Source organism: Vibrio sp. N418, assembly GCF_000222565.1.
In the GTDB taxonomy this organism is placed as follows: Bacteria; Pseudomonadota; Gammaproteobacteria; order Enterobacterales; family Vibrionaceae; genus Vibrio; species Vibrio scophthalmi.
On record NZ_AFWD01000016.1, the window covers coordinates 124,851 to 144,619 of the forward strand.

Annotated in this window: 17 protein-coding genes; 11 read left to right on the forward strand and 6 right to left on the reverse strand. The window is 45.0% G+C overall.

Annotation, left to right across the window (positions count from 1 at the left end):
* Positions 1-110: 110 nt before the first annotated feature.
* The 7 genes from pspA to RH86_RS02915 all read left to right on the forward strand — a co-directional run bounded on the left by pspA (position 111) and on the right by RH86_RS02915 (position 7,512).
* Positions 111-779 carry a phage shock protein PspA gene (gene pspA / locus RH86_RS02885; RefSeq protein WP_009384874.1) on the forward strand — a complete coding sequence of 223 codons (669 nt, stop codon included), beginning with the start codon at positions 111-113 and terminating at the stop codon, positions 777-779.
* A gap of 85 nt (positions 780-864) precedes the next feature.
* The gene (gene pspB, locus RH86_RS02890) at positions 865-1,098 is read left to right on the forward strand and encodes an envelope stress response membrane protein PspB (RefSeq protein ID WP_005599608.1); all 234 of its coding nucleotides are present in this window, start codon (positions 865-867) and stop codon (positions 1,096-1,098) included.
* Entirely contained in the window at positions 1,061-1,477 is a 417-nt protein-coding gene (gene pspC, locus RH86_RS02895; protein WP_174269675.1) for an envelope stress response membrane protein PspC, read from the forward strand. The genes pspB and pspC overlap by 38 nt, the downstream gene beginning before the upstream one ends.
* 198 nt (positions 1,478-1,675) lie before the next feature.
* The gene (locus RH86_RS02900) at positions 1,676-2,707 is read left to right on the forward strand and encodes an efflux RND transporter periplasmic adaptor subunit (protein ID WP_009384875.1); all 1,032 of its coding nucleotides are present in this window, start codon (positions 1,676-1,678) and stop codon (positions 2,705-2,707) included.
* A gap of 1 nt (position 2,708) precedes the next feature.
* Positions 2,709-3,794, forward strand: coding sequence for an efflux RND transporter periplasmic adaptor subunit (locus tag RH86_RS02905; protein WP_009384876.1), 1,086 nt, complete (start codon positions 2,709-2,711; stop codon positions 3,792-3,794).
* Positions 3,787-6,885 carry an efflux RND transporter permease subunit gene (locus tag RH86_RS02910; RefSeq protein ID WP_009384877.1) on the forward strand — a complete coding sequence of 1,033 codons (3,099 nt, stop codon included), beginning with the start codon at positions 3,787-3,789 and terminating at the stop codon, positions 6,883-6,885. The genes RH86_RS02905 and RH86_RS02910 overlap by 8 nt, the downstream gene beginning before the upstream one ends.
* Positions 6,886-6,936: 51 nt before the next feature.
* Positions 6,937-7,512 carry a DNA-3-methyladenine glycosylase I gene (locus RH86_RS02915; protein ID WP_009384878.1) on the forward strand — a complete coding sequence of 192 codons (576 nt, stop codon included), beginning with the start codon at positions 6,937-6,939 and terminating at the stop codon, positions 7,510-7,512.
* A 112-nt stretch (positions 7,513-7,624) separates the two neighbouring features.
* Here RH86_RS02915 and RH86_RS02920 read toward each other — a convergent pair whose 3' ends face one another.
* Both RH86_RS02920 and cls read right to left on the reverse strand, forming a co-directional pair.
* Positions 7,625-8,830 (reverse strand): cystathionine beta-lyase, encoded by a 1,206-nt coding sequence (locus RH86_RS02920; protein ID WP_005599619.1) that lies wholly within the window; start codon positions 8,828-8,830, stop codon positions 7,625-7,627.
* A 146-nt stretch (positions 8,831-8,976) separates the two neighbouring features.
* Positions 8,977-10,431, reverse strand: coding sequence for a cardiolipin synthase (cls, locus tag RH86_RS02925; protein WP_009384879.1), 1,455 nt, complete (start codon positions 10,429-10,431; stop codon positions 8,977-8,979).
* 389 nt (positions 10,432-10,820) lie between these two features.
* Between cls and RH86_RS02930 the strand changes: the two genes are divergently transcribed.
* The 4 genes from RH86_RS02930 (at position 10,821) to RH86_RS02945 (ending at position 15,699) form a co-directional block, all read left to right on the forward strand.
* The gene (locus RH86_RS02930; protein ID WP_038219149.1) at positions 10,821-12,164 is read left to right on the forward strand and encodes a sodium-dependent transporter; all 1,344 of its coding nucleotides are present in this window, start codon (positions 10,821-10,823) and stop codon (positions 12,162-12,164) included.
* A gap of 170 nt (positions 12,165-12,334) precedes the next feature.
* A complete protein-coding gene (locus tag RH86_RS02935; protein WP_038219154.1) occupies positions 12,335-13,951 on the forward strand; it encodes a methyl-accepting chemotaxis protein in 1,617 nt (538 codons plus the stop codon).
* A 108-nt stretch (positions 13,952-14,059) separates the two neighbouring features.
* Positions 14,060-14,755 (forward strand): TIGR01621 family pseudouridine synthase, encoded by a 696-nt coding sequence (locus RH86_RS02940; protein WP_009384882.1) that lies wholly within the window; start codon positions 14,060-14,062, stop codon positions 14,753-14,755.
* An 8-nt stretch (positions 14,756-14,763) separates the two neighbouring features.
* Positions 14,764-15,699 (forward strand): class I SAM-dependent methyltransferase, encoded by a 936-nt coding sequence (locus RH86_RS02945; RefSeq protein ID WP_009384883.1) that lies wholly within the window; start codon positions 14,764-14,766, stop codon positions 15,697-15,699.
* Between the two features lie 39 nt (positions 15,700-15,738).
* On the opposite strand, the gene RH86_RS02950 is transcribed toward RH86_RS02945, so the two are convergent.
* The 4 genes from RH86_RS02950 to RH86_RS02965 all read right to left on the reverse strand — a co-directional run bounded on the left by RH86_RS02950 (position 15,739) and on the right by RH86_RS02965 (position 19,757).
* The gene (locus RH86_RS02950; RefSeq protein ID WP_223296318.1) at positions 15,739-16,608 is read right to left on the reverse strand and encodes a glycosyltransferase family A protein; all 870 of its coding nucleotides are present in this window, start codon (positions 16,606-16,608) and stop codon (positions 15,739-15,741) included.
* A gap of 203 nt (positions 16,609-16,811) precedes the next feature.
* A complete protein-coding gene (locus RH86_RS02955) occupies positions 16,812-17,420 on the reverse strand; it encodes a CDP-alcohol phosphatidyltransferase family protein (protein ID WP_009384885.1) in 609 nt (202 codons plus the stop codon).
* A gap of 2 nt (positions 17,421-17,422) precedes the next feature.
* Positions 17,423-18,091, reverse strand: coding sequence for an ATP-binding cassette domain-containing protein (locus RH86_RS02960; protein WP_009384886.1), 669 nt, complete (start codon positions 18,089-18,091; stop codon positions 17,423-17,425).
* Entirely contained in the window at positions 18,057-19,757 is a 1,701-nt protein-coding gene (locus tag RH86_RS02965; RefSeq protein ID WP_009384887.1) for an ABC transporter permease, read from the reverse strand. Before RH86_RS02965 ends, RH86_RS02960 begins: the two co-directional genes overlap by 35 nt.
* Positions 19,758-19,769: the final 12 nt, after the last annotated feature.

Below are 19,769 nucleotides of genomic sequence, written 5' to 3' on the forward strand. Positions count from 1 at the left end.
ACGAGTTTTTGTAAGTATTTGTTTTTGCTTTTAATTAAAGTTGGCATGCGATTTGATATAGGTAATGGTAAGTAAGCTATGTAGATATGAACATTGATAAGGAGTCATTCATGGGTATTTTCTCTCGTTTTGCCGACATCGTAAATTCAAACATCAGTTCGCTTTTAGACAAAGCGGAAGATCCAGAAAAAATGATCCGCCTCATCATTCAAGAAATGGAAGACACGTTAGTTGAGGTTCGTACTAATTCTGCTAAAGCGATTGCGGATAAGAAAGAGTTAGCACGCAAAGTGGAAGCGATTGATGATCAAGTGCAAGATTGGCAACAAAAAGCCACGTTGGCACTGACAAAACAACGCGACGACTTGGCTCGTGCTGCATTGATTGAAAAGCAAAAACTGCAAGACGTTTTGAAAGGTTTGCACACAGAGCAAACGCTGGTGGAAGAGACCATTAATAAATTGACGGGCGAAATCGGTAAACTAGAAAGTAAAATTACCGAAACACGCGCTAAGCAACAAGCGTTGGCTATTCGCAGTCAAACGGCTTCAAACCGCCGTGATGTTCAGCGTCATTTGCATACCGCTCGTACTCATGAGGCGATGGCAAAGTTTGATCAATATTCTCGTAAAATCGATGAGTTAGAAGCCGAAGCGGATATTTACGCGAAAACAGGCCAAGGTAAATCGCTTGATCAAGAGTTTGCAGAACTGCAAGCGCAAGACGAAATCGAACAAGAGCTGGCGAAACTTAAGCAGCAAATGGAAGAGAAAAAGTAATCAGCACATTTGCTAGTTTGCTAGACGGATAAGAACTAGATGGCAGGTTAACAGCCTGCCTAAATGATTAATTTAGGAGTGACTTATGTCTTCGTTTTGGATCGCATTACCACTGGTCGTTTTTATGATCTTTGTGGCTCCAATATGGCTGATTCTCCATTATCGCAGTAAGCGAAAAACCAGCAGTGGTTTATCGCAAGAAGATTACCAGCGTTTAGAAAAGTTGTCAGAGCGTGCGGAATCGATGCAAAAACGCGTCGACACTCTTGAACGCATTTTAGATGCGGAGTCGCCAACGTGGAGGCGCCGTTATGAGTAAAGAACTTTATCGCGACACGCGTAATGGTAAATTGAGCGGTGTGTGTGCCGGTCTTGCTCACTACATCGGTGCAGAAGTATGGTTGGTGAGGATTTTATTCATTTCAGCCGCTTTGCTGGGAGGCTCTTTCTTAGTGCTATTGGCCTATGTCGCGCTTAGCTTTATGCTGGAAAAGCAGCCTGATAATTATGTTGAGAGCTTGAAGAATCAGCAAGAGCACAAGCTGAAAAATAAACCGTGGCAAGCAGGTCAATCTCCGGAGCAGCTACTTAACACACTGGAGAAAGACTTTGAACAGTTGGAAGGTAAAGTGCGTGGTATAGAAGCCTACGTGACGTCTGATACGTTTAAAGTTAACCGAGAGTTTAGCAAGTTATAATCACCACAGAAAACGGTTATAGCGCAAGTGATTGACAGCGTTGAGGGGTGTTCATCACCTCTCAAACTGTTCATTTTATTAATGAATCATCCATGGGAAAGTGCCACGCAAAGTGGCAGAGTATGCAACGGTCATCTATCTTTGGTTTAAGGCTTTGTTTGCCAGCAATTTGTTAGCCAGCATTAGGGATGATTGATTATGCACAAGACCTGTCTTCTACTCGCCATGGCTATCATGCTTTATGGCTGCGGTAAAGATCTCCCCCCCGTTCCTGAACCCGACTCGCGTCCTGCAAAACTCTTCTCTGTTACCGTCGGTAATTCGGCCTTTGTGCGTACTTTTCCTGCTACGTCAGAAGCGGGCGATAGGGCGGTATTGGCATTTAGGGTACCCGGGCAACTGCAAATGATTGATGTGGTTGCAGGCCAGGCGGTGGCAAAAGGTGATGTACTTGCTTCACTAAATCCAGATGAATATGAATTGCTTGCTCAGCAAGCTCAAGCGCAGTTTCGTTTAGCCGATGTGCAGTATCAGCGCTACAGAAAGTTGCGTCAGAATAAAGTGGTCTCCGAACAAGATTTTGATCAAGCCAAAGCCAATCGCAACTCCGCGCGTGCCACTTTAGATCAAGCGAAAGCGAACCTCAGATACACCCAGTTAATAGCGCCTTATCATGGCACTATCTCACTGATCCCCGGTGAAAACTACGAGTACATTGCTGCGAAACAAGGGGTCATGAATATTCAAACCAATCAATTGATCAAGGTCTTCTTCCAACTGCCTGATCATCTCCTCAACCGTTTTTCAAGCGGTGCCGATCCTGAAGCAAATATGATATTTGATGCGTTTCCTGATAGTCAGTACCCGCTTACGTTTCAAGAAATAGATACTGAGGCTGATCCTAAAACGGGTTCATATAAAGTCACCATGGTGATGGAGCGCCCGGCTAATGTTGGCATTTTACCCGGTATGTCAGGGGCGGTTCAGGTGGTTGCCGCTTCTTCGACGGCAACTCGTATTCCCGCGTCTGCATTATTTCAAGAGAACGGCAATACCTGTGTATGGCGTGTAAAAGCCGATGGGATTGTTGAGAAAGTCTCGGTAGAACTTAATGATCGTCAACAAGTTGTTTCGGGGTTAGAAGATGGCGATCAAATTGTGATTTCCGGCGTTAGTGGTATTCAAGCGGGCATCAAAGTACGTGAGTGGGTGAAAGAACGGGGATTATAAAATGAAAACTACAGTGATTTTATCCACAATAACCGTCGTACTTGGCATGGTTGGCTGTGGGGAAAACGTGGAGTACGCCGATTTTGGTTTGCCTAAGGTTACGGTGGTCACGATTGATAGCGCCTCTCAAGGAGACAGTCTCTATTTTCCCGCTGTGGCAAATGCCGCCGAGCGCTCTCATTTGAGTTTTCGTGTCTCTGGTGAAATCAACAAGCTCTACGTAAAAGAAGGCGACAAAGTTGAGCAAGGCGCGATGATTGCCCAACTTGAACCGACCGATTTTCAACTTGATGTGGATAATGCCTCTGCGCGCTATTCGGTAATCAACAGCCAGTATCGTCGCTCAAAGCCATTAGTTGATAAGGGGCTGCTGGCTAAGTCACAATTTGATGAAATTGCTGCACAGCGCCAAATTGCGTGGGCTGAATTGCAACTAGCACAGCTACGTTTGTCCTTTACACAATTAAAAGCTCCAGTGGATGGCATCATATCACGCGTGTCAGTCGATCAGTTTGAAAATGTGCAAGTGGGGCAGCAAATCGTCAATATTCACAGTATTGATGATGTGGAGGTTTTGATTCAACTACCAGACCGCATCTATGTTAATCAGCCACAGCAAGATAATTTGGCGCGTATAGACGCCATCGTCAAAGTACAAAGTGGTAAAGAATATCACGCCACCATCAAAGAATTCACCACTGAGCCAGATCCAAAGACAGGCACATTCAATGTTACGCTTTCACTGCCAATGCCCGAAGATGAATATATCTTGGATGGCATGGCCGTTGAAGTGACCTCTAGGAGTGAACAAGTTGGCTTGGACTTAAAGCGTGGAGTTCAAATTCCGATTGAGGCGATCTTTAACGCTGATGGTGATGATTTGGCACCAAGTAACAAGTTCGTCTGGGTGTTAAACGATGACAGTACGGTGACCAAGCAAAAAATAACGGTAGGAAAAGCGAGTAAGAAAACGATTCAAGTGCTGGCTGGATTGCAAGCTAAGCAAAGAGTGGTGGTAGCAGGCGTAGCGAAGCTTCGAGATGGTATGAAAGTCGAGGTCATTAGCAAGGAGGCTGATAATGAGTAATACCTCAAACACACCGCAAGATGATAGTGAAATCACAGGTGTAGCGGCTTACTTTATTCGAAATCGTGTGATCAGCTGGATGATTGCGCTAATTTTCTTAATTGGTGGCGTGGCTTCATTTTTCGGTTTAGGCCGCTTAGAAGATCCAGCTTTCACCATCAAAGACGCCATGGTGGTGACCTCTTATCCAGGGGCAACACCGCAGCAAGTGGAAGAAGAGGTGACCTACCCGCTAGAGAAAGCAATTCAACAACTGACGTATGTTGATGAAATTAACTCCATCTCGAGTCGCGGTTTATCACAAATTACCGTGACGATGAAAAATAACTACGGGCCAGATGATCTGCCACAAATTTGGGATGAATTACGTCGCAAAGTTAACGATCTAAAAGGGACATTACCTCCGGGGGTGAATGATCCTCAAGTGATTGATGACTTTGGCGATGTGTACGGTATTTTGCTCGCGGTCACTGGTGAAGGATATAGCTATAAAGAACTGTTGGACTATGTTGACTATTTGCGGCGTGAGCTGGAATTGATTGATGGTGTCAGCAAGGTCTCAGTCTCAGGCGAGCAGCAAGAACAAGTCTTTATTGAAATATCGATGAAACGTTTGAGCAGTCTTGGTCTCGCGCCCAATACCGTATTTGACTTGCTCTCAACACAAAACATCGTTTCTTCAGCGGGAGCGGTGCGGATCAGCGATGAGTATATCCGTATTCATCCTACTGGCGAGTTTGAAAATGTCGACCAACTCGGCGATTTGATCATTACCGAAAGTGGTGCGCAAGGGTTGATTTATTTACGCGATGTCGCGGATATCACCCGCGGGTATATTGAAGTTCCGAGCAATATTATTACGTTTAATGGTCGATTAGCGCTCAATGTTGGGGTCTCTTTTGCTCAAGGTGTCAACGTCGTCGAAGTTGGCGAGCGGTTTGATCGCAGACTGGCGGAGCTGAAGTATCAACAACCGGTCGGGGTGGGGATTTCTGAAATCTATAGCCAACCTAAAGAAGTTGATAAATCGGTACAAGGCTTTGTGGTGAGTTTGGGACAAGCCGTTGCGATTGTGATCATTGTGCTGTTGTTCTTTATGGGGCTGCGATCAGGTTTGCTGATTGGTTTGATCTTATTGCTGACGGTTCTGGGGACCTTCATTTTTATGAAGTATTTCCAAATCGATTTACAACGTATTTCTTTAGGTGCATTAGTGATTGCGCTTGGGATGCTGGTGGATAATGCCATCGTGGTGGTGGAAGGGATCTTAATTGGTACCCAGCGAGGGAGAACAAGGCTACAAGCTGCAACCGATATTGTCACGCAAACCAAGTGGCCATTGCTCGGCGCAACAGTGATTGCGGTGACAGCGTTTGCCCCAATAGGCCTCTCGGAAGACTCAACGGGTGAATATTGCGGCACTTTATTTACGGTGTTATTGATCTCTTTGATGTTGAGTTGGTTCACCGCCATTTCCTTAACGCCATTTTTTGCTGATTTGTTCTTTAGAGGTATGAAAACGCCGCAAGGCGATGAAGAGAGTGACCCGTACAACGGGGTCATTTTTGTCGTTTATAAGAACTTTTTAGAGTTCTGTATGAAACGAGCTTGGCTCACCATTGTAGTTTTATTAATGGGTCTAGCGGGTAGCATTTATGGCTTTACTCATGTCAAGCAATCCTTCTTTCCTTCTTCAACAACACCGATATTCCAAACGGATGTTTGGTTGCCCGAGGGGACGGATATTCGCGCCACCAATAGCAAGCTAAAAGCGATGGAAGAGTGGTTGGTTAACCAAGAGGGGGTGAGTCACGTTACCACGACAGCCGGCAAGGGCTTACAACGTTTTATGCTGACTTATGCTCCGGAAAAAAGCTATGCCGCTTATGGTGAAATAACCACGCGAGTGGAGAACTATGAAGTCCTCGCTGACTTGATGAGTCAGTTCCGAGAACACTTAGAGAATGGTTTCCCAGAAGTAAATTACAAGCTAAAGCAAATTGAACTTGGCCCTGGTGGTGGAGCAAAAATCGAAGCCCGCATTATCGGTTCCGATCCAACGGTATTACGCTCAATTGGTGCGAAAGTGGAAGAGATCATGCGCGCGGATGCTGGTGCGACCAATATTCGCCACGACTGGCGTGAAAGAACCAAGATCTTAGAGCCGTTGTTTAACGAAAGCCAAGCGCGACGTTACGGCATCACCAAATCCGATGTGGATGATTTTCTGGCGATGTCTTTCTCCGGTAAATCTGTTGGTATTTATCGTGATGGTACGACCTTGATGCCGATTGTTGCACGATTACCAGAAGATGAGCGGGTCGACATTCGCAATATCGAAGGGATGAAAATTTGGAGTCCTGCGCTGAGTGAATACATTCCACTGCAGCAAGTCACCTTAGGCTATGATTTGCGTTGGGAGGATCCCATCATTGTGCGTAAGAATCGTAAACGTATGCTGACCATTATGGCCGATCCTGACTTGCTGGGTGAAGAAACCGCCGCGACACTGCAAAAACGAATTCAGCCATTGATTGAAGCGATTGAATTACCACCGGGTTACAGCCTTGAATGGGGCGGAGAATATGAATCTTCAGGTGAAGCTCAAGCATCACTATTTACAACTATGCCGATGGGTTACTTATTTATGTTCTTGATTACGGTGTTTTTGTTTAACACGGTTAAGGAACCTCTGATTGTGTGGTGTACGGTACCGTTAGCGATAATAGGGGTGACGGTTGGTCTGCTGGCACTCAATACACCGTTTGGTTTTATGGCATTACTTGGTTTCTTGAGCTTATCTGGCATGGTGCTGAAAAACGGTATTGTGCTATTAGATCAAATCAACATTGAGATCCAATCAGGCAAAGAGGCCTATATTGCGGTTGTTGACGCGGCGTTAAGCCGTGTTCGCCCGGTATGTATGGCGGCCATCACGACCATTTTGGGCATGGTGCCATTGTTGCCGGACATTTTTTTCAAGCCGATGGCGGTAACGATTATGTTTGGTTTGGGTTTTGCAACCGTGCTCACGTTGATTGTGGTTCCAGTGCTTTATCGACTCTTCCACCGTGTTGCTATTCCGAGTTAAGCTGAAGGGATATCTGAGTCGGTGAAGGCCGCAACATAATAAGAATCGATGATGGAACAAGAAACTTGCGCTTGGGCGCTAAAACATCCGTTAGAGCAGGCATATCATGATGCCGAATGGGGTGTACCAGTGTATGACGACAATACACTGTTCGAGTTTATTACTCTAGAAGGCGCGCAAGCGGGACTTAGTTGGATCACGATTCTCAAAAAACGAGAGGGTTACCGGCAAGCGTTTGAAGAGTATGATTTGACCAAATTGAGCCGCTATAGTGCCGAACAAGTTGAGGCGAGAACGGAAGAGATCATTACCCGGTTTGATGTGGTCAAACATCGTGGAAAAATTAGGTCTGTATTTAGTAATGCACAAGCTGCACTTCGACTGGTTGAAGAATATGGTTCACTCTCAAATGCATTATGGCAATTTGTCGAGCATAAACCGATCATTAATCACTGGCAGACGATGTCAGAGGTGCCGACCTCGAGTGCTGAGTCTAAGGCGATGAGTCAATTTCTTAAAAAACGCGGCTTTAAGTTTGTTGGCGAAACGATTTGCTACGCTTTTCTGCAAGCGACGGGGATGGTTGATGATCATTTGCAAACCTGTCCCAAAAAGGCGCATTTGTAACACAATCACGCACTGAGGACATATCCCATCATATGGATGCGAATGAGAAAGCCCGCGGTTTATACGCGGGCTTTTTTAACCAAGTTATCGGTTAAAACAACGGATGAGCGATTTAATAAGACGTCTCTTTTTCTAAAATGAGTGCGTTGTAACGAGCGAAACCTTGCTCTAGATCGGCGATGAGATCGTCAACATCTTCCAGCCCAATATGCAGTCGAACTAATGTGCCGGTAAAGTTTGGATGCGCGACAGTGCGTAAACTATTAAAGCTCTTTGGTTCATTGGCCAGTATAAGACTCTCATACCCTCCCCATGAATACCCCATGCTAAAGTGTTTCATACCGTCGAGTAATGCTGTGGTTGCTTTAGGATAGCTGCTTTTTAATACCACAGAAAATAAGCCATTGCCGCCAGTAAAATCTCGTTGGAAAAATTCATGCCCTGGGCAGGTTGTAAGAGCGGGGTGACGTACATGGTCAACTTCAGGCCGAGTTTGTAACCATTGAGCGACTTTTAAACTGTTTTCAGCATGCTGACGCAAGCGCACATCTAAGGTTCGAATACCTCGCAAGCCAAGGTAAGCATCGTCAGCGGAGACGCATTGTCCCATCAAGTAGCTCTGTTCGCGCAGTTGATCCCAGTGTTTTTCATTGGCGACCGCGGTGCCTAACATCACATCGGAATGGCCCACAATATATTTGGTGGCAGCTTGAATGGAGATGTCTACACCAAAATCAAATGGGGAAAAGTTAACCCCCGCCGCCCAAGTATTATCGAGCATGACCACAATCTCTTGCTCATGAGCAATGCGGGCCAGTGTCGGCACGTCTTGCACTTCCATAGTGATAGAACCAGGAGACTCTAAAAACAGCACTTTCGTATTTGGTTGAATGAGATCTCGTATCTCTTCGCCAATCGTTGGGTCGAAGTAGGTGGTTTCAATGCCCATTTTCTTCATGATCTTGTCGCAGAAATCACGCGTCGGTTCATAACAGGTATCGACCATCAAGATGTGATCGCCCGTTTCGACAAAAGCAAGTATGGCATTGGAAATCGCAGCGGTGCCGCAGGGGTAGAGAGCACAACCCGCGCCACCTTCGACTTCAATCATGGCATCTTGCAGCGCAAAGTGAGTATTGGTACCACGACGACCATAGAAAAGGGTTTTCTTTGCGCGATTAAGAATGGCATGATTTTTCTCGGCAACGGTATCAAATACAACCGTTGACGCGCGTTGAACTGGGGGATTAACGACACCGTTGGTCCATTTTTTATCGCGACCAGCGGTGATGAATGTGGTTTTTTTTCCTTCTGACATAAGCAGTCCTTGTCCTAAATCGTGGGATTATTTACTGGGTATATTTAAAACATGCTCATAACGACAAAGCAAGGGTAGTCGGCATTATCATGCTGAATAGGCAAAAAAAGACCGAGCATAGCTCGGTCTGGGATGATGAAATAAAATCACAGTAACGGATTGAATAGATAGAAGGTGCGCTCCAAGAAGCGGAAATAGATTGAGCGCTGTCGCCACTCGTCTAAGGAGACTGTATGGGACTGCGCAATATAGCCCGCTTGAAGTTGATGCATTTTCTGCGTGAATTCTTGATCATCAATTGCGAGGGTCACTTCGAAATTGAGCCATAAGCTACGCATGTCCATATTAACCGTGCCGACTAAGCAAAACTGCTCGTCGATCACGACCGATTTGGTATGCAACAGACCGCCATCAAATTCATAGATTTTTACACCCGCTTCCATTAGCTCACTGTAGAAAGCTCTTGATGCCCATTGCACCATCAGCGAATCATTCTTATGGGGAATAATTAACTCAACGTTAACGCCTCGCTGCGCCGTCATTTTTAATGTTTCGAGTAGATCAGAGCTTGGAACAAAATAAGGTGTCGTGATGCGAACCGAATCATTGGCTTGGTTGATTGCCAACGTCAATACTTGATAAATTAAGTATTCAGGCATGCCAGGGCCAGATGGTACGACTTGAATAGGGTGTTCTGAGCTACTCTTGTCAACACCACATTCAGGCATAAGTGGAAAACTACGCTCGCCCGTTTCGACCTCCCAATCCCAACTATGGATAGCAGAAAGTACATTTACCGTTGGCCCCGTCACTCGTACCATGATGTCAATCCACTGACCCACACCAGAATTCTGCTTAAAGAAGGCGGGATCGACCATGTTCATCGAACCGGTATAAGCGACTTTCTCATCAATCACGATGATCTTGCGATGTTGGCGTAAATCTAGACGACGCAGAAAAATCCGCCAAGGGCTCACAGCGAGTGCTTGCACGACGTGAATACCTGCTTGTTCCATCTTTGCCAGCCACTCGCTACGGAAAAAACGTGGGCTACCCGCTGAATCAAGTAACAATTTGATCTCAACGCCACGACGGGCAGCAGCAATTAAAGCGTTAGCGACTTCATCTGCCATTCCTCCTGGGTGCCATATATAAAAGACCATTCGAATGCTTGTTGTGGCTTGATTGATGTCGTCAATCACCGAGCGCATGATCTCTTGTGGTGAACTTTGCAAAGACAGTTCATTGCCGCTGAGGGCGGGGAGACCAAGACGGTTATTACAGAGCTCATCAATGCGAGAAATATGCCGACCGAAGTTTTCTGTTGAGTGTGCTTGGCAGTGACTTAGTTTAGAGAACCATTCCACGAAAGGAGACAGCATTTCTCGAGCACGATCGGCCCGTTTACGGCCAAGGTTGAGTTCACCAAATAAGAAATAGCAGAGCACACCAACAATTGGGATGATGTAAATCACCATCAACCAAGCAAGTGAAACGCTGACAGCGCGGCGCTTGAGGACTACTCGCAAAGTGACACCGGCCACCAAAATCCAATACAACACGATACCTGCAAGCGTGACGTAGTGATAGAACTGTTCCATCGAGATTCCTAGATAAGGATGATTGCTTCAATCTTGGCCGATTTTGCGAGCTATAACAATAAAAGCCGAACAAAATTAGGTAATTAATGGTCTGAAACTAGGATGGAGCACAAACCGATTAACAAATAGGCGATACGTGTAATGAGTTGGAGTGAATTGTTATAAAATGTTAAATTTGATCAAAAAAGCAGCAAATAAAGGCTAATAATTGTGTGTTGAGTGGTAAATATCCCTATCGGGGTTCCAATTTTATTCTCAAACTGTTTTACTTGCCAGACATCGTGCGACACTAAATTTTTAATGAAGTGTAAACATTGATTTACACCATCCTGTTTGACGCCTGCGATGACACACAACAATGTACACACAACAAAAAGCGGTAAACAATTATGGCAAGTAATTCAAGAGGCCATTTCTCTACGAAATTAGGTTTCATTATGGCGGCGGCAGGTTCTGCTGTTGGTCTTGGCAATGTATGGGGCTTCCCAACAAAAGCTGCGAGCAATGGCGGCGCGGCCTTTTTAGTCATCTATTTAGCGATGGTGTTTCTACTCGCATTTCCAATGCTAGTGGCAGAGCTGACCATTGGTCGCTACGGCCAGTCCAATCCGATCGCTTCACTACGCAGCGTTTGGACCAAAAATCGTGCGGCTGCGAGCTTTTTTGGCGTGATAGCCATGATTGCCGCATCCATGATTTTGAGCTTCTATTCCATTCTTGCTGGTTGGTTAATGGGGTTTGCCGCTGCACCGGTATTAGAGATTGTCGGTTTACAAGCTGCGGCTGATTGGCTGGTGAACTTTGGCGATGCACGCAATGTCATTCTTGCTGTTTTGTTCTCTCTTTTAACCATCTACGTGGTGCAAAAAGGGGTCGCTGATGGTATTGAAAAATGGTCAACTCGTTTAATGCCGATGCTCTTCGTGCTATTTGGTGTGATGATTATCTATATCCTGACGCAAGATGGAGCGATTGACGGGCTTAAAATGTATTTGATCCCGGATATTTCACATGTCACTCCGAGTTTACTTGTTGATTCAATGGGGCAAGCGTTCTTTTCGCTGTCATTGGGTGTTGGGTCGATGATGGTGTACGGTTCATACCTTAAGAAAGATGTGAACATCCCTAAAACGGCAGCGCAAGTTGCTGCGATTGATACCGCTGTAGCATTTAGTGCCGGCTTATTGATTCTTCCTGCGATGTTTGTGGCCAAGAATAATGGGGTGGAAATTTTTAATGCAGCCGGTGAACTGATGAGCTCAGGTGACCTTGTTTTTGCTGTCTTACCTGCCATGTTCGATACCATGGGAAGTATGGGTTTTATTGTCGGCACGGGCTTTTTTGTCTTGATGGTGATAGCGGCGTTGACCTCTTCTATTTCATTGCTTGAAGTGCCAGTTTCTTGTGCTCAAGATGAACTGAATATGACACGGGGTAAAGCAACTTGGGCAATTGGTGGTGCGATCTTAGTGCTGAGTATTGTTATCGCCCTTAACTTTGGTTCACTGTTTGGTTTGGTAGCGGATATTTCGACTGTCTACATGCAGCCGTTACTTGGTGTTATTTGGGCGATTGTGGTCGGGTGGATTTGGAATCGCAACAAATTACTTAATGAACTAAAAGAAGGAAACCCAGAGATCGCTCAAGGACTATTTTGGAAGATTTGGCCTTGGTATGTGCGTATTGTCTGTCCAGTTGCGATTATGGCTGTGTTCCTTTTTTCCATTTTGTAATGGTATCGCTGTGACTTAACTCGCATAAAGCCTCCTTTATTAGGGGGCTTTTTTATATTGAGCCAATTAATAATAAAGAAGCCTGACGACGAGACGATAACAAGATGATAATCGGTAAATCGTGCTAAGCACGTGAGATTTAAGCTTTATTACCACTAGGAAGGTGTATTTTGACATTGTCAGTAAGAAAGAAGTTGTATTTGGGATTTGGTTCAATTCTCGCAGTTTTGATTCTAATGGTCGGTTTGATTTGGAAAGAAGTATTGTCATCACACGCCGTTGCGGATGAAATTCGTCTCGATGATGTGCCCGAAGTGGTTAGTTATCTCATCATGATTGATGAAGCTGGTGATGTTTATCGTGATGCCACAGGGGCTGTCACAGGAGTGAAGGGGGCTATCGACGATTATTATACTAATAAACAAGAATTTGCCGATATTGTCGCCAAACTTAAGCTGCTTGAAACGAGCAGTCCAGGCGACTTAGAACGTGTGGAAGAAATTGAGCGCTTGATGGCTCAGTTTACTGAGAGTTTTGAAGCCAATATTGCGCCGATGTTGGAAGGCAATTATACCTTTGCGGCTGTTATGCCGTTATTGCGTCGTTACTACAATGAATTTTTAATCCCGATTGAAACAATGTTAAATGAAGTCGCGACGACCGAGATTGCGGATACTGATACCGCATTGCTTGGGCTCAGTGATTCTTTTACGACCATTGAATATACAATTATTATTTTGTCTTCGATCGTTTTCCTTCTCACTTGCGCCATTGCTTATATCTTGTCGAATTCGATTACTACTCGACTCAGTAAATTGGATGAAGTCGCTCAAGCGGTTGCTGAGGGTGATCTTACCGCTGAAGCCATCGTTGACAAGTCTGGTGATGAGCTCGCTAATCTCGCGGTATCAATCAATCGAATGCAGGGTTCATTAGTCACGCTGATCGGCTCTATCTCTACCGTATCTAATGAAGTGAAAGTGGTGACCAATGAATTGGAATTGATCAGCCAAGATGTGGTAAGTGGCGCTTCAGCGCAGGCGGATAAAGCAGGTTTGATTGCAACCGCTGCTGAAGAGTTGAGCCTGACAATTGCCGAAGTGGCACAGCAAGGCAGTGCCACTTTTGAAGAGTCCAAACGTTCAGAAGACAGTGCGGTCGGTGGGCGAGATGTTATTCGTGACATGGTGGCAAGTATTCAACAAGTTAGCCAGCAAATGGGTGACATGTCGACGCAAATGAATCAACTTGGCAGTCATGGTGAAAAGATCGGTTCGGTGATCAAAGTGATTGAAGATATCGCCGAACAAACCAACTTACTCGCATTGAATGCGGCGATTGAAGCGGCACGTGCAGGTGAGTTTGGTCGTGGTTTTGCTGTGGTTGCAGATGAAGTGCGAGCATTGGCAGAGCGAACGACGAATGCGACCAAAGAGGTGGCCGGTATTATTCAATCTATACAAGCGGGCACGCAAGAGGCAGTGACCTATACTGAAGACAACTGTCGTTTGGTTGAAATTGGCGTGAGCCAGAGTGAAGGTGCCGTCAATGCCTTAGAAGAGATTGTGGCAGGTGCGAGCCATGTACAAAGCATGATTAATTCCATCGCGACAGCAGCAGAAGAGCAAACGGCGGTGACACGTGAAATAGCCGCGGACATTACTTCTATTAGTGATATTTCGGCTCATTCATTGGAGCTGGCCAACAGCAGTTCAACTAATGTGGCTGGATTGAATCAGAAGGTGTCGCAACTTGAGGATCTGGTGGGTAAGTTTCGAATTGCCTAGCAACATCGCTTATTAATCGTTGCACTTAAACGCGACTCAACACTCCTCAAGCCTTTATATGGTGCAGAGGAGTGTATATACTCTCGGCTCCCAAATGGAGCCTTTTTCATGTTTGATATCCTCTTTAACCATTCTGACTTTCTCATCATCAATAAGCATCCTGATGTTTCCGTCCATAAAGATGATGGCGACACCATGTTATTGCAGGAAGTCGCCAAACAATCGGGCGACAATCAGCTTTTTCTGGTTCACCGCTTAGATAAAATGACGTCGGGCTTGTTGATCCTTGCGAGGCACAGTCAGGCTGCGAGTGTGTTGTCGTCGCTGTTTGCACAACGTCAGGTGGGCAAGTTCTACCTTGCGATTGGCAGTAAAAAACCGAAAAAGAAACAGGGCTTGGTTCGTGGTGATATGGTTCGCTCACGCCGTTCATCATGGATGCTACTGAATAGCTTAGAAAATCCTGCAGTAACGCAGTTTTTCTCATTGGCAGGCGAGGAAGGTGAGCGACTGTTCCTATGTAAACCTCATACGGGTAAAACACACCAGATCCGCGTCGCACTGAAATCGGTTGGCTCTGCTATTGTTGGCGATCCAATTTATAACGTTGCCAGTCACGCAGATCGAGGCTATCTACATGCGTTTGCGCTACGTTTTGAATATTTGGGCGAGTCGTTTGATTTCATTTGTGATCCGCGTGACTATCCTCAACTGGGCAGTAAATGGTTGAACTCGTCGGTACAGGCGGGGATCGAACAGTGGTTATCTCCTTGGCAGCTCAATTGGCCAGTAATTAAGAAATAAGAAGTATTATGCAAATTAATCAATTAGCGACTTTTTTTGATCATGTGGAAGCGCAACTCAATGTTGCACCAGATGAAGTGCGCCGTTTGTTCCATGGTCGAGGTCAATGTTGGCAGGGACTAGAGCAGTTAACGTGTGATTGGCTACAAGGTCAATTGATTGTAAATCTGTTTAAGCCAGTCGATGACTCATTTTTAGAGCAGTTAAAGCAAGGTCTAGTGCAATTAAGCCAAACACAGACATGGCAAGAGAAACAAGGTCGTACCATTTTGTTGCAACATCGCTATAGCGATGGCGCGCCATCAGAAGTGTTGCTTGGTGATTTTGATTCTCGCCCAGTGGTGGTTGAGTCTGGTTTAAAATACCAACTTGATATTGGTCGCAACCAAAATTTTGGTTTGTTCTTAGATATGCGTTTAGGCCGAGATTGGGTCAAAGCGCATGCGAAGCATGCCAATGTTCTCAATCTGTTTGCGTATACTTGTGGTTTTTCACTTGCGGCAATTGCGGGTGGTGCAGACCAAGTGGTTAACGTGGATATGGCGCGTTCCTCTTTGAACAAAGGTCGCGACAACCATAAATTGAATGATCACAATATCAATCAGGTACGTTTTCTAGGCCATGATATTTTTAAATCGTGGGGTAAGATAAAGAAAGCGGGCCCTTACGATATGATCATTATTGACCCACCATCGTTTCAAAAAGGCAGTTTTGCGCTGACCAAAGATTATCAGAAGATTTTACGTCGCTTGCCTGAACTACTGACCGGGAATGGTCAAGTGCTTGCGTGTGTCAATTCACCAGCGGTGGATTGCAGTTTCCTTATCGATGGTATGCAACAAGAAGCGCCAGATCTGAAGTTTATTGAACGCCTTGATAATCCACCCGAGTTTGCTGACATCAATGAGCAAGCCTCATTGAAGTGTTTAGTGTTCTCTAAATAGCTAAAGCCCCAAAAGGGGCTTTTTCATTATAATTTTTCATTATAAATGGAAGCCAAATTCTTTTTGCATCTCACTCAAGCAACGTTCGTTTTTCCCGCCTAATACATTGACATGCTTTAACTCGGGCGTATCACCTGAAAGAAAGTGAAACTTGTTTCTATACGCAGTATTGAGTGGCATTTTATTGATCTCGATATTTGACGCTTTTGCTAAATAATTGATCCAAATATCGTCAGCATTAGGGCATAATTTTAATGCTAAGTCTTTATTTAAAAATGCTTTTCGATCAATAGTATGTGGGAAAAGAGTACCGCCACCTGAAGTGAGAAAGGCATCATTATTGTCTGCTTTATCAACTTCGTTTAGCCATTCTGTATAGGGCTTCGGCGTAGCATCAGTATTACGAACGATTTTATGAGCTCGGCAACCAATAATAGCCAAAGGTTGCTTTGTATGATGATTCAATAGACGTTCGACAAGGTCGTATGGGTATAAAATATCATCATCAACGGTAATGATGTGCGTATCAGAGAATGCCTCGATGGCAGGGAATAGTTTTTTGTACGATCCCGTGTTGGCTGTGTAACGAATTTCTAACCCTTTATCTCTCTGTTTTTTCAGAGTTCCGGGTAAGGACTCTTCGTTGAACTCATTATCATCGAGCCATAAAACAATTTTATTTGGTTTTACAGTCTGATTGCCAAGAGATTCAATCGTCAAAAACACATGGTCTATACGAGTTGTATAAGTGGTCAAACTTAGCACGACGTTTGCGGTGGAATTTGGGTCAACAAGTGATGTCGTTGAGTCTAAACACGAACTCTGATATTTATCTATTAGTATAAATTCTTTAATTTTTCCATCAGAAGAAAATCGGTTTTCTATTCTGGTAATTAATTTTTTTAACACAAAGCGTCTCACAAATTATATTTTAAAGTGCATAGCCTCGAGTGTTATTAATGACAAGCTGATGCACATAAACTTGCGTAATAATTAGCTGAATTGAAAAATAAGTGGAGAGTTTTATTGGGTAAATGAAACTCGCCATCCTAGTTGCGACTTAATTTTCATCAATTACATATTTACAGGATCTTATCCACAATATTTAGGCATTACTGGTTCAGTGCCTGATAGCCACCGTAAATTCGTGTTGCAGTCGTAAACCAACATGCTGCGCCATACACATAAGCGATGACAGAAAAGTATTGGGGTAATAGACAGAACAGTACAAAGCACGCAATAGTTTCAGTTCCCTCGGTCAGGCCGCTCATATAGTAGAGTGATTTATGTTTATAAACCGGGTTCTCGATCCCTCTTTTGCCCGCCATGACTGCAAAGGCGAGAAAGCTAGATCCGGTGCCAATGAAGGCAAAAATGATGAACGCGCCAGCAATTGCATTTTGTTCTGGGTTTGCTAATACAAAACCAAATGGAATCAATGAGTAAAATAAGAAATCCAGACTAATATCTAGGAAGCCACCCGCATCTGTAATGCCTTGAATGCGCGCTAATGCACCATCTAACCCATCACAAATTCGATTGAGAACAATAAAAATCAGCGCCAAAAGGTAGTGTTGTTCAATTAACGCCGGTAGCGCCAAACAGCCGAGAAAGAAGCCAAACAGTGTGACTTGATTCGCTTTGATATTGGCACTATCAAGTTTTTTTGCTGCGCAATGCAGCGGTTGGCGAATTATTTGGATACTGAACCGATCTAGCATGTTTATTCCTTAATGCTCATATTGTCATTATTAATCACTGGATTTGGCCATTGCAGAATATGAGCGTGACTTGGCACGTCATCAATATCATGAGTGACAAGCAAGGTCGGAATATTAGCGATGGCAAGTTGCGTCATCACCCAATCCCGAAATTGTAGGCGCAGCGTTTTGTCCAATTTACTGAAAGGCTCATCGAGGAGAACAAGTTTGGGTTTGGCGAGCAACATGCGCAACAAACTGATTCTGGCGCGTTGGCCGCCGGAAATTTGTTCGGGAAATGAGTCAGCCAGCTCGATGAGATCGACCGATTGTAAACAGGCGAGAGCTTGGATTCTGCGTTCAGTTTTTCGAACATTATTAGGGAAAGCAAACGCGAGGTTCTGCCAAACATTTAAGTGCGGAAATAATAAGTCGTCTTGAAATAGAATGCCAATAGCGCGTTGATGAGCGGGTAGATGGTCAATCTCTTGCTGATTTAATTGCACTTTTCCATCATAGCGAAATTCGTCACTTAAATGGCCGGCAACAAGGTTGAACAGGGTAGATTTACCACAACCGCTTGGCCCCATTAGTGCGATAACTTCCCCGTTACTAATCGTGAGGCTAATTGGTGAGCACAGCGCTTGGCCGTCTCGTTTATAAATGACGAGGTTTTCGAGCGAAAGTGTCATGAATACGATATTCCTTGGATTGACTTATTTTGCGACGCAGAGATAAGCGCCCAAGCAAGATAGCCATTGAGAAAAAGACAAAGGGTAAGAGAGCTTGCCACAAAGCATAAATGGCCGTCACTCTGCGATCAAAGCCACTCGATAGCGCGACCGCTTCTGTGGTAATTGTGGCGATACGTCCGGCACCAAGCATCAGTGTGGGCAGGTATTGCGCAAGACTCACACTGGCGCCCACAGCCCAAGCGTAAAAGATCGCTGGTAAGAGCAACTGCAGTTTGATCTGAATGAAAACGCGCAGTGGTGACTTGCCGAGACTAAGGGCTGTTTTAGACAGATTGAGATTATAGCTTTTCCAAGGCCCATCAAGCGCCAGATAAACAAAAGGGAAAGCAAAGAAAACATGAGACCATGTCACCCAGAGAAAGTAGCGTTCGCTGGATAAATATAAACTCGCAACCTGTAAGCCAAATAGCAGCGACAACTGTGGGAGCAGCATCGGTAGCGCAATAACATAATCAGGAATATGACGATTGTGCTGAGTTTTGTATTCGTGTGCAATCAGGGCCAGTAATAATGCGATGCTGGCGCTGACGAGCGCTAAAACTAGGCTGTTTGTTAACGTCGGTGCCATGTTGGCCCATTCAAGTTGCCAAAAACGGTCGCTAAAGCGACTCGGTAAGAGATCCGGGAAGCGCCAGCGATGTGCAAAACTCCACAATAACAGCAGTGGAAAAATCAGGGCTGCGAGTAGTGCTGAGATGGAAAAAATGGCTAAACCGGGTAATCGCCAACCGAATCGACCTGAAAATTGCCACGTTTTCCACCATTGCGTCAGTGACTTTTCAATACCGATCACCATCAGCATCAGGCCGCTTGCCAATAGGAATAGCACAACTGCGCCTGCAGACGCGCGTGGCATTAAGGCGAGATCGGGGTCATTAAACCATTGCCAAACCAGCACTGCTAAAGTAGGGGGATTTGTTGGTCCAAGGATCAAGGCAAGATCAACCACGGATACGCCATAAGCAATGACCGCAAATAGCGCGAAACGCATCTTGGCCAACCACTGTGGAAAGATTAACTTGAACCAAGTTTGTTGAGTTGAATAGCCTAATGAATAAGCGACCTGCTGGCTGCGCTGTAGATTGAGTTGTTGCAACACAGGAATGCTCATTAGGAGTAGAAAAGGTATCTCTTTTAGTGCTAACGCTAAAGTTAAGCCCAATGCGTATGGGTCGTTGACCAACCAAGTCGTGTTAGCGCTGTTTGCGGTAACATCGAACCATTGACTGGCAACCCGAGCGAACATACCTGTGGGAGCAAATAAAAATGCGAAACCAATGGCAAAGGCGACATGAGGCATTGCAAGCAGCGGAGAGAGTAGCGTTTCCACTTTGTGCCAATATTTTCGTCCCCACAATTGCTGCAAAACCGCAAAGCAGAAAAAAGCCGCAAGATAGGTGCTGAATAATGCACTAAAAAGACTGATTAGTAGCGATTGCTGCCAACCACTCCATGTTGCTAATTGCACGTAACCAAGCCAGGAAGGCTGCGTAAAACCGAGCGATGGGATGTAATTAAACGACGAGAGTATCACGCCACTTAGGCCGGGAATCAGCGGTAGAATCCCAACCAAAATCACTACTAGGTACGATAGTCTAAACATCGGGCTCTCGTC

Excerpts from the sequence above, each read along its gene's own strand:
- pspA (WP_009384874.1), top strand. The coding sequence starts at position 111 with ATGGGTATTTTCTCTCGTTTTGCCGACATCGTAAATTCAAACATCAGT.
- pspB (WP_005599608.1), top strand. The coding sequence starts at position 865 with ATGTCTTCGTTTTGGATCGCATTACCACTGGTCGTTTTTATGATCTTT.
- pspC (WP_174269675.1), top strand. The coding sequence starts at position 1,061 with ATGCGGAGTCGCCAACGTGGAGGCGCCGTTATGAGTAAAGAACTTTAT.
- RH86_RS02900 (WP_009384875.1), top strand. The coding sequence starts at position 1,676 with ATGCACAAGACCTGTCTTCTACTCGCCATGGCTATCATGCTTTATGGC.
- RH86_RS02905 (WP_009384876.1), top strand. The coding sequence starts at position 2,709 with ATGAAAACTACAGTGATTTTATCCACAATAACCGTCGTACTTGGCATG.
- RH86_RS02910 (WP_009384877.1), top strand. The coding sequence starts at position 3,787 with ATGAGTAATACCTCAAACACACCGCAAGATGATAGTGAAATCACAGGT.
- RH86_RS02915 (WP_009384878.1), top strand. The coding sequence starts at position 6,937 with ATGGAACAAGAAACTTGCGCTTGGGCGCTAAAACATCCGTTAGAGCAG.
- RH86_RS02920 (WP_005599619.1), bottom strand. The coding sequence starts at position 8,830 with ATGTCAGAAGGAAAAAAAACCACATTCATCACCGCTGGTCGCGATAAA.
- cls (WP_009384879.1), bottom strand. The coding sequence starts at position 10,431 with ATGGAACAGTTCTATCACTACGTCACGCTTGCAGGTATCGTGTTGTAT.
- RH86_RS02930 (WP_038219149.1), top strand. The coding sequence starts at position 10,821 with ATGGCAAGTAATTCAAGAGGCCATTTCTCTACGAAATTAGGTTTCATT.
- RH86_RS02940 (WP_009384882.1), top strand. The coding sequence starts at position 14,060 with ATGTTTGATATCCTCTTTAACCATTCTGACTTTCTCATCATCAATAAG.
- RH86_RS02945 (WP_009384883.1), top strand. The coding sequence starts at position 14,764 with ATGCAAATTAATCAATTAGCGACTTTTTTTGATCATGTGGAAGCGCAA.
- RH86_RS02955 (WP_009384885.1), bottom strand. The coding sequence starts at position 17,420 with ATGCTAGATCGGTTCAGTATCCAAATAATTCGCCAACCGCTGCATTGC.
- RH86_RS02960 (WP_009384886.1), bottom strand. The coding sequence starts at position 18,091 with ATGACACTTTCGCTCGAAAACCTCGTCATTTATAAACGAGACGGCCAA.
- RH86_RS02965 (WP_009384887.1), bottom strand. The coding sequence starts at position 19,757 with ATGTTTAGACTATCGTACCTAGTAGTGATTTTGGTTGGGATTCTACCG.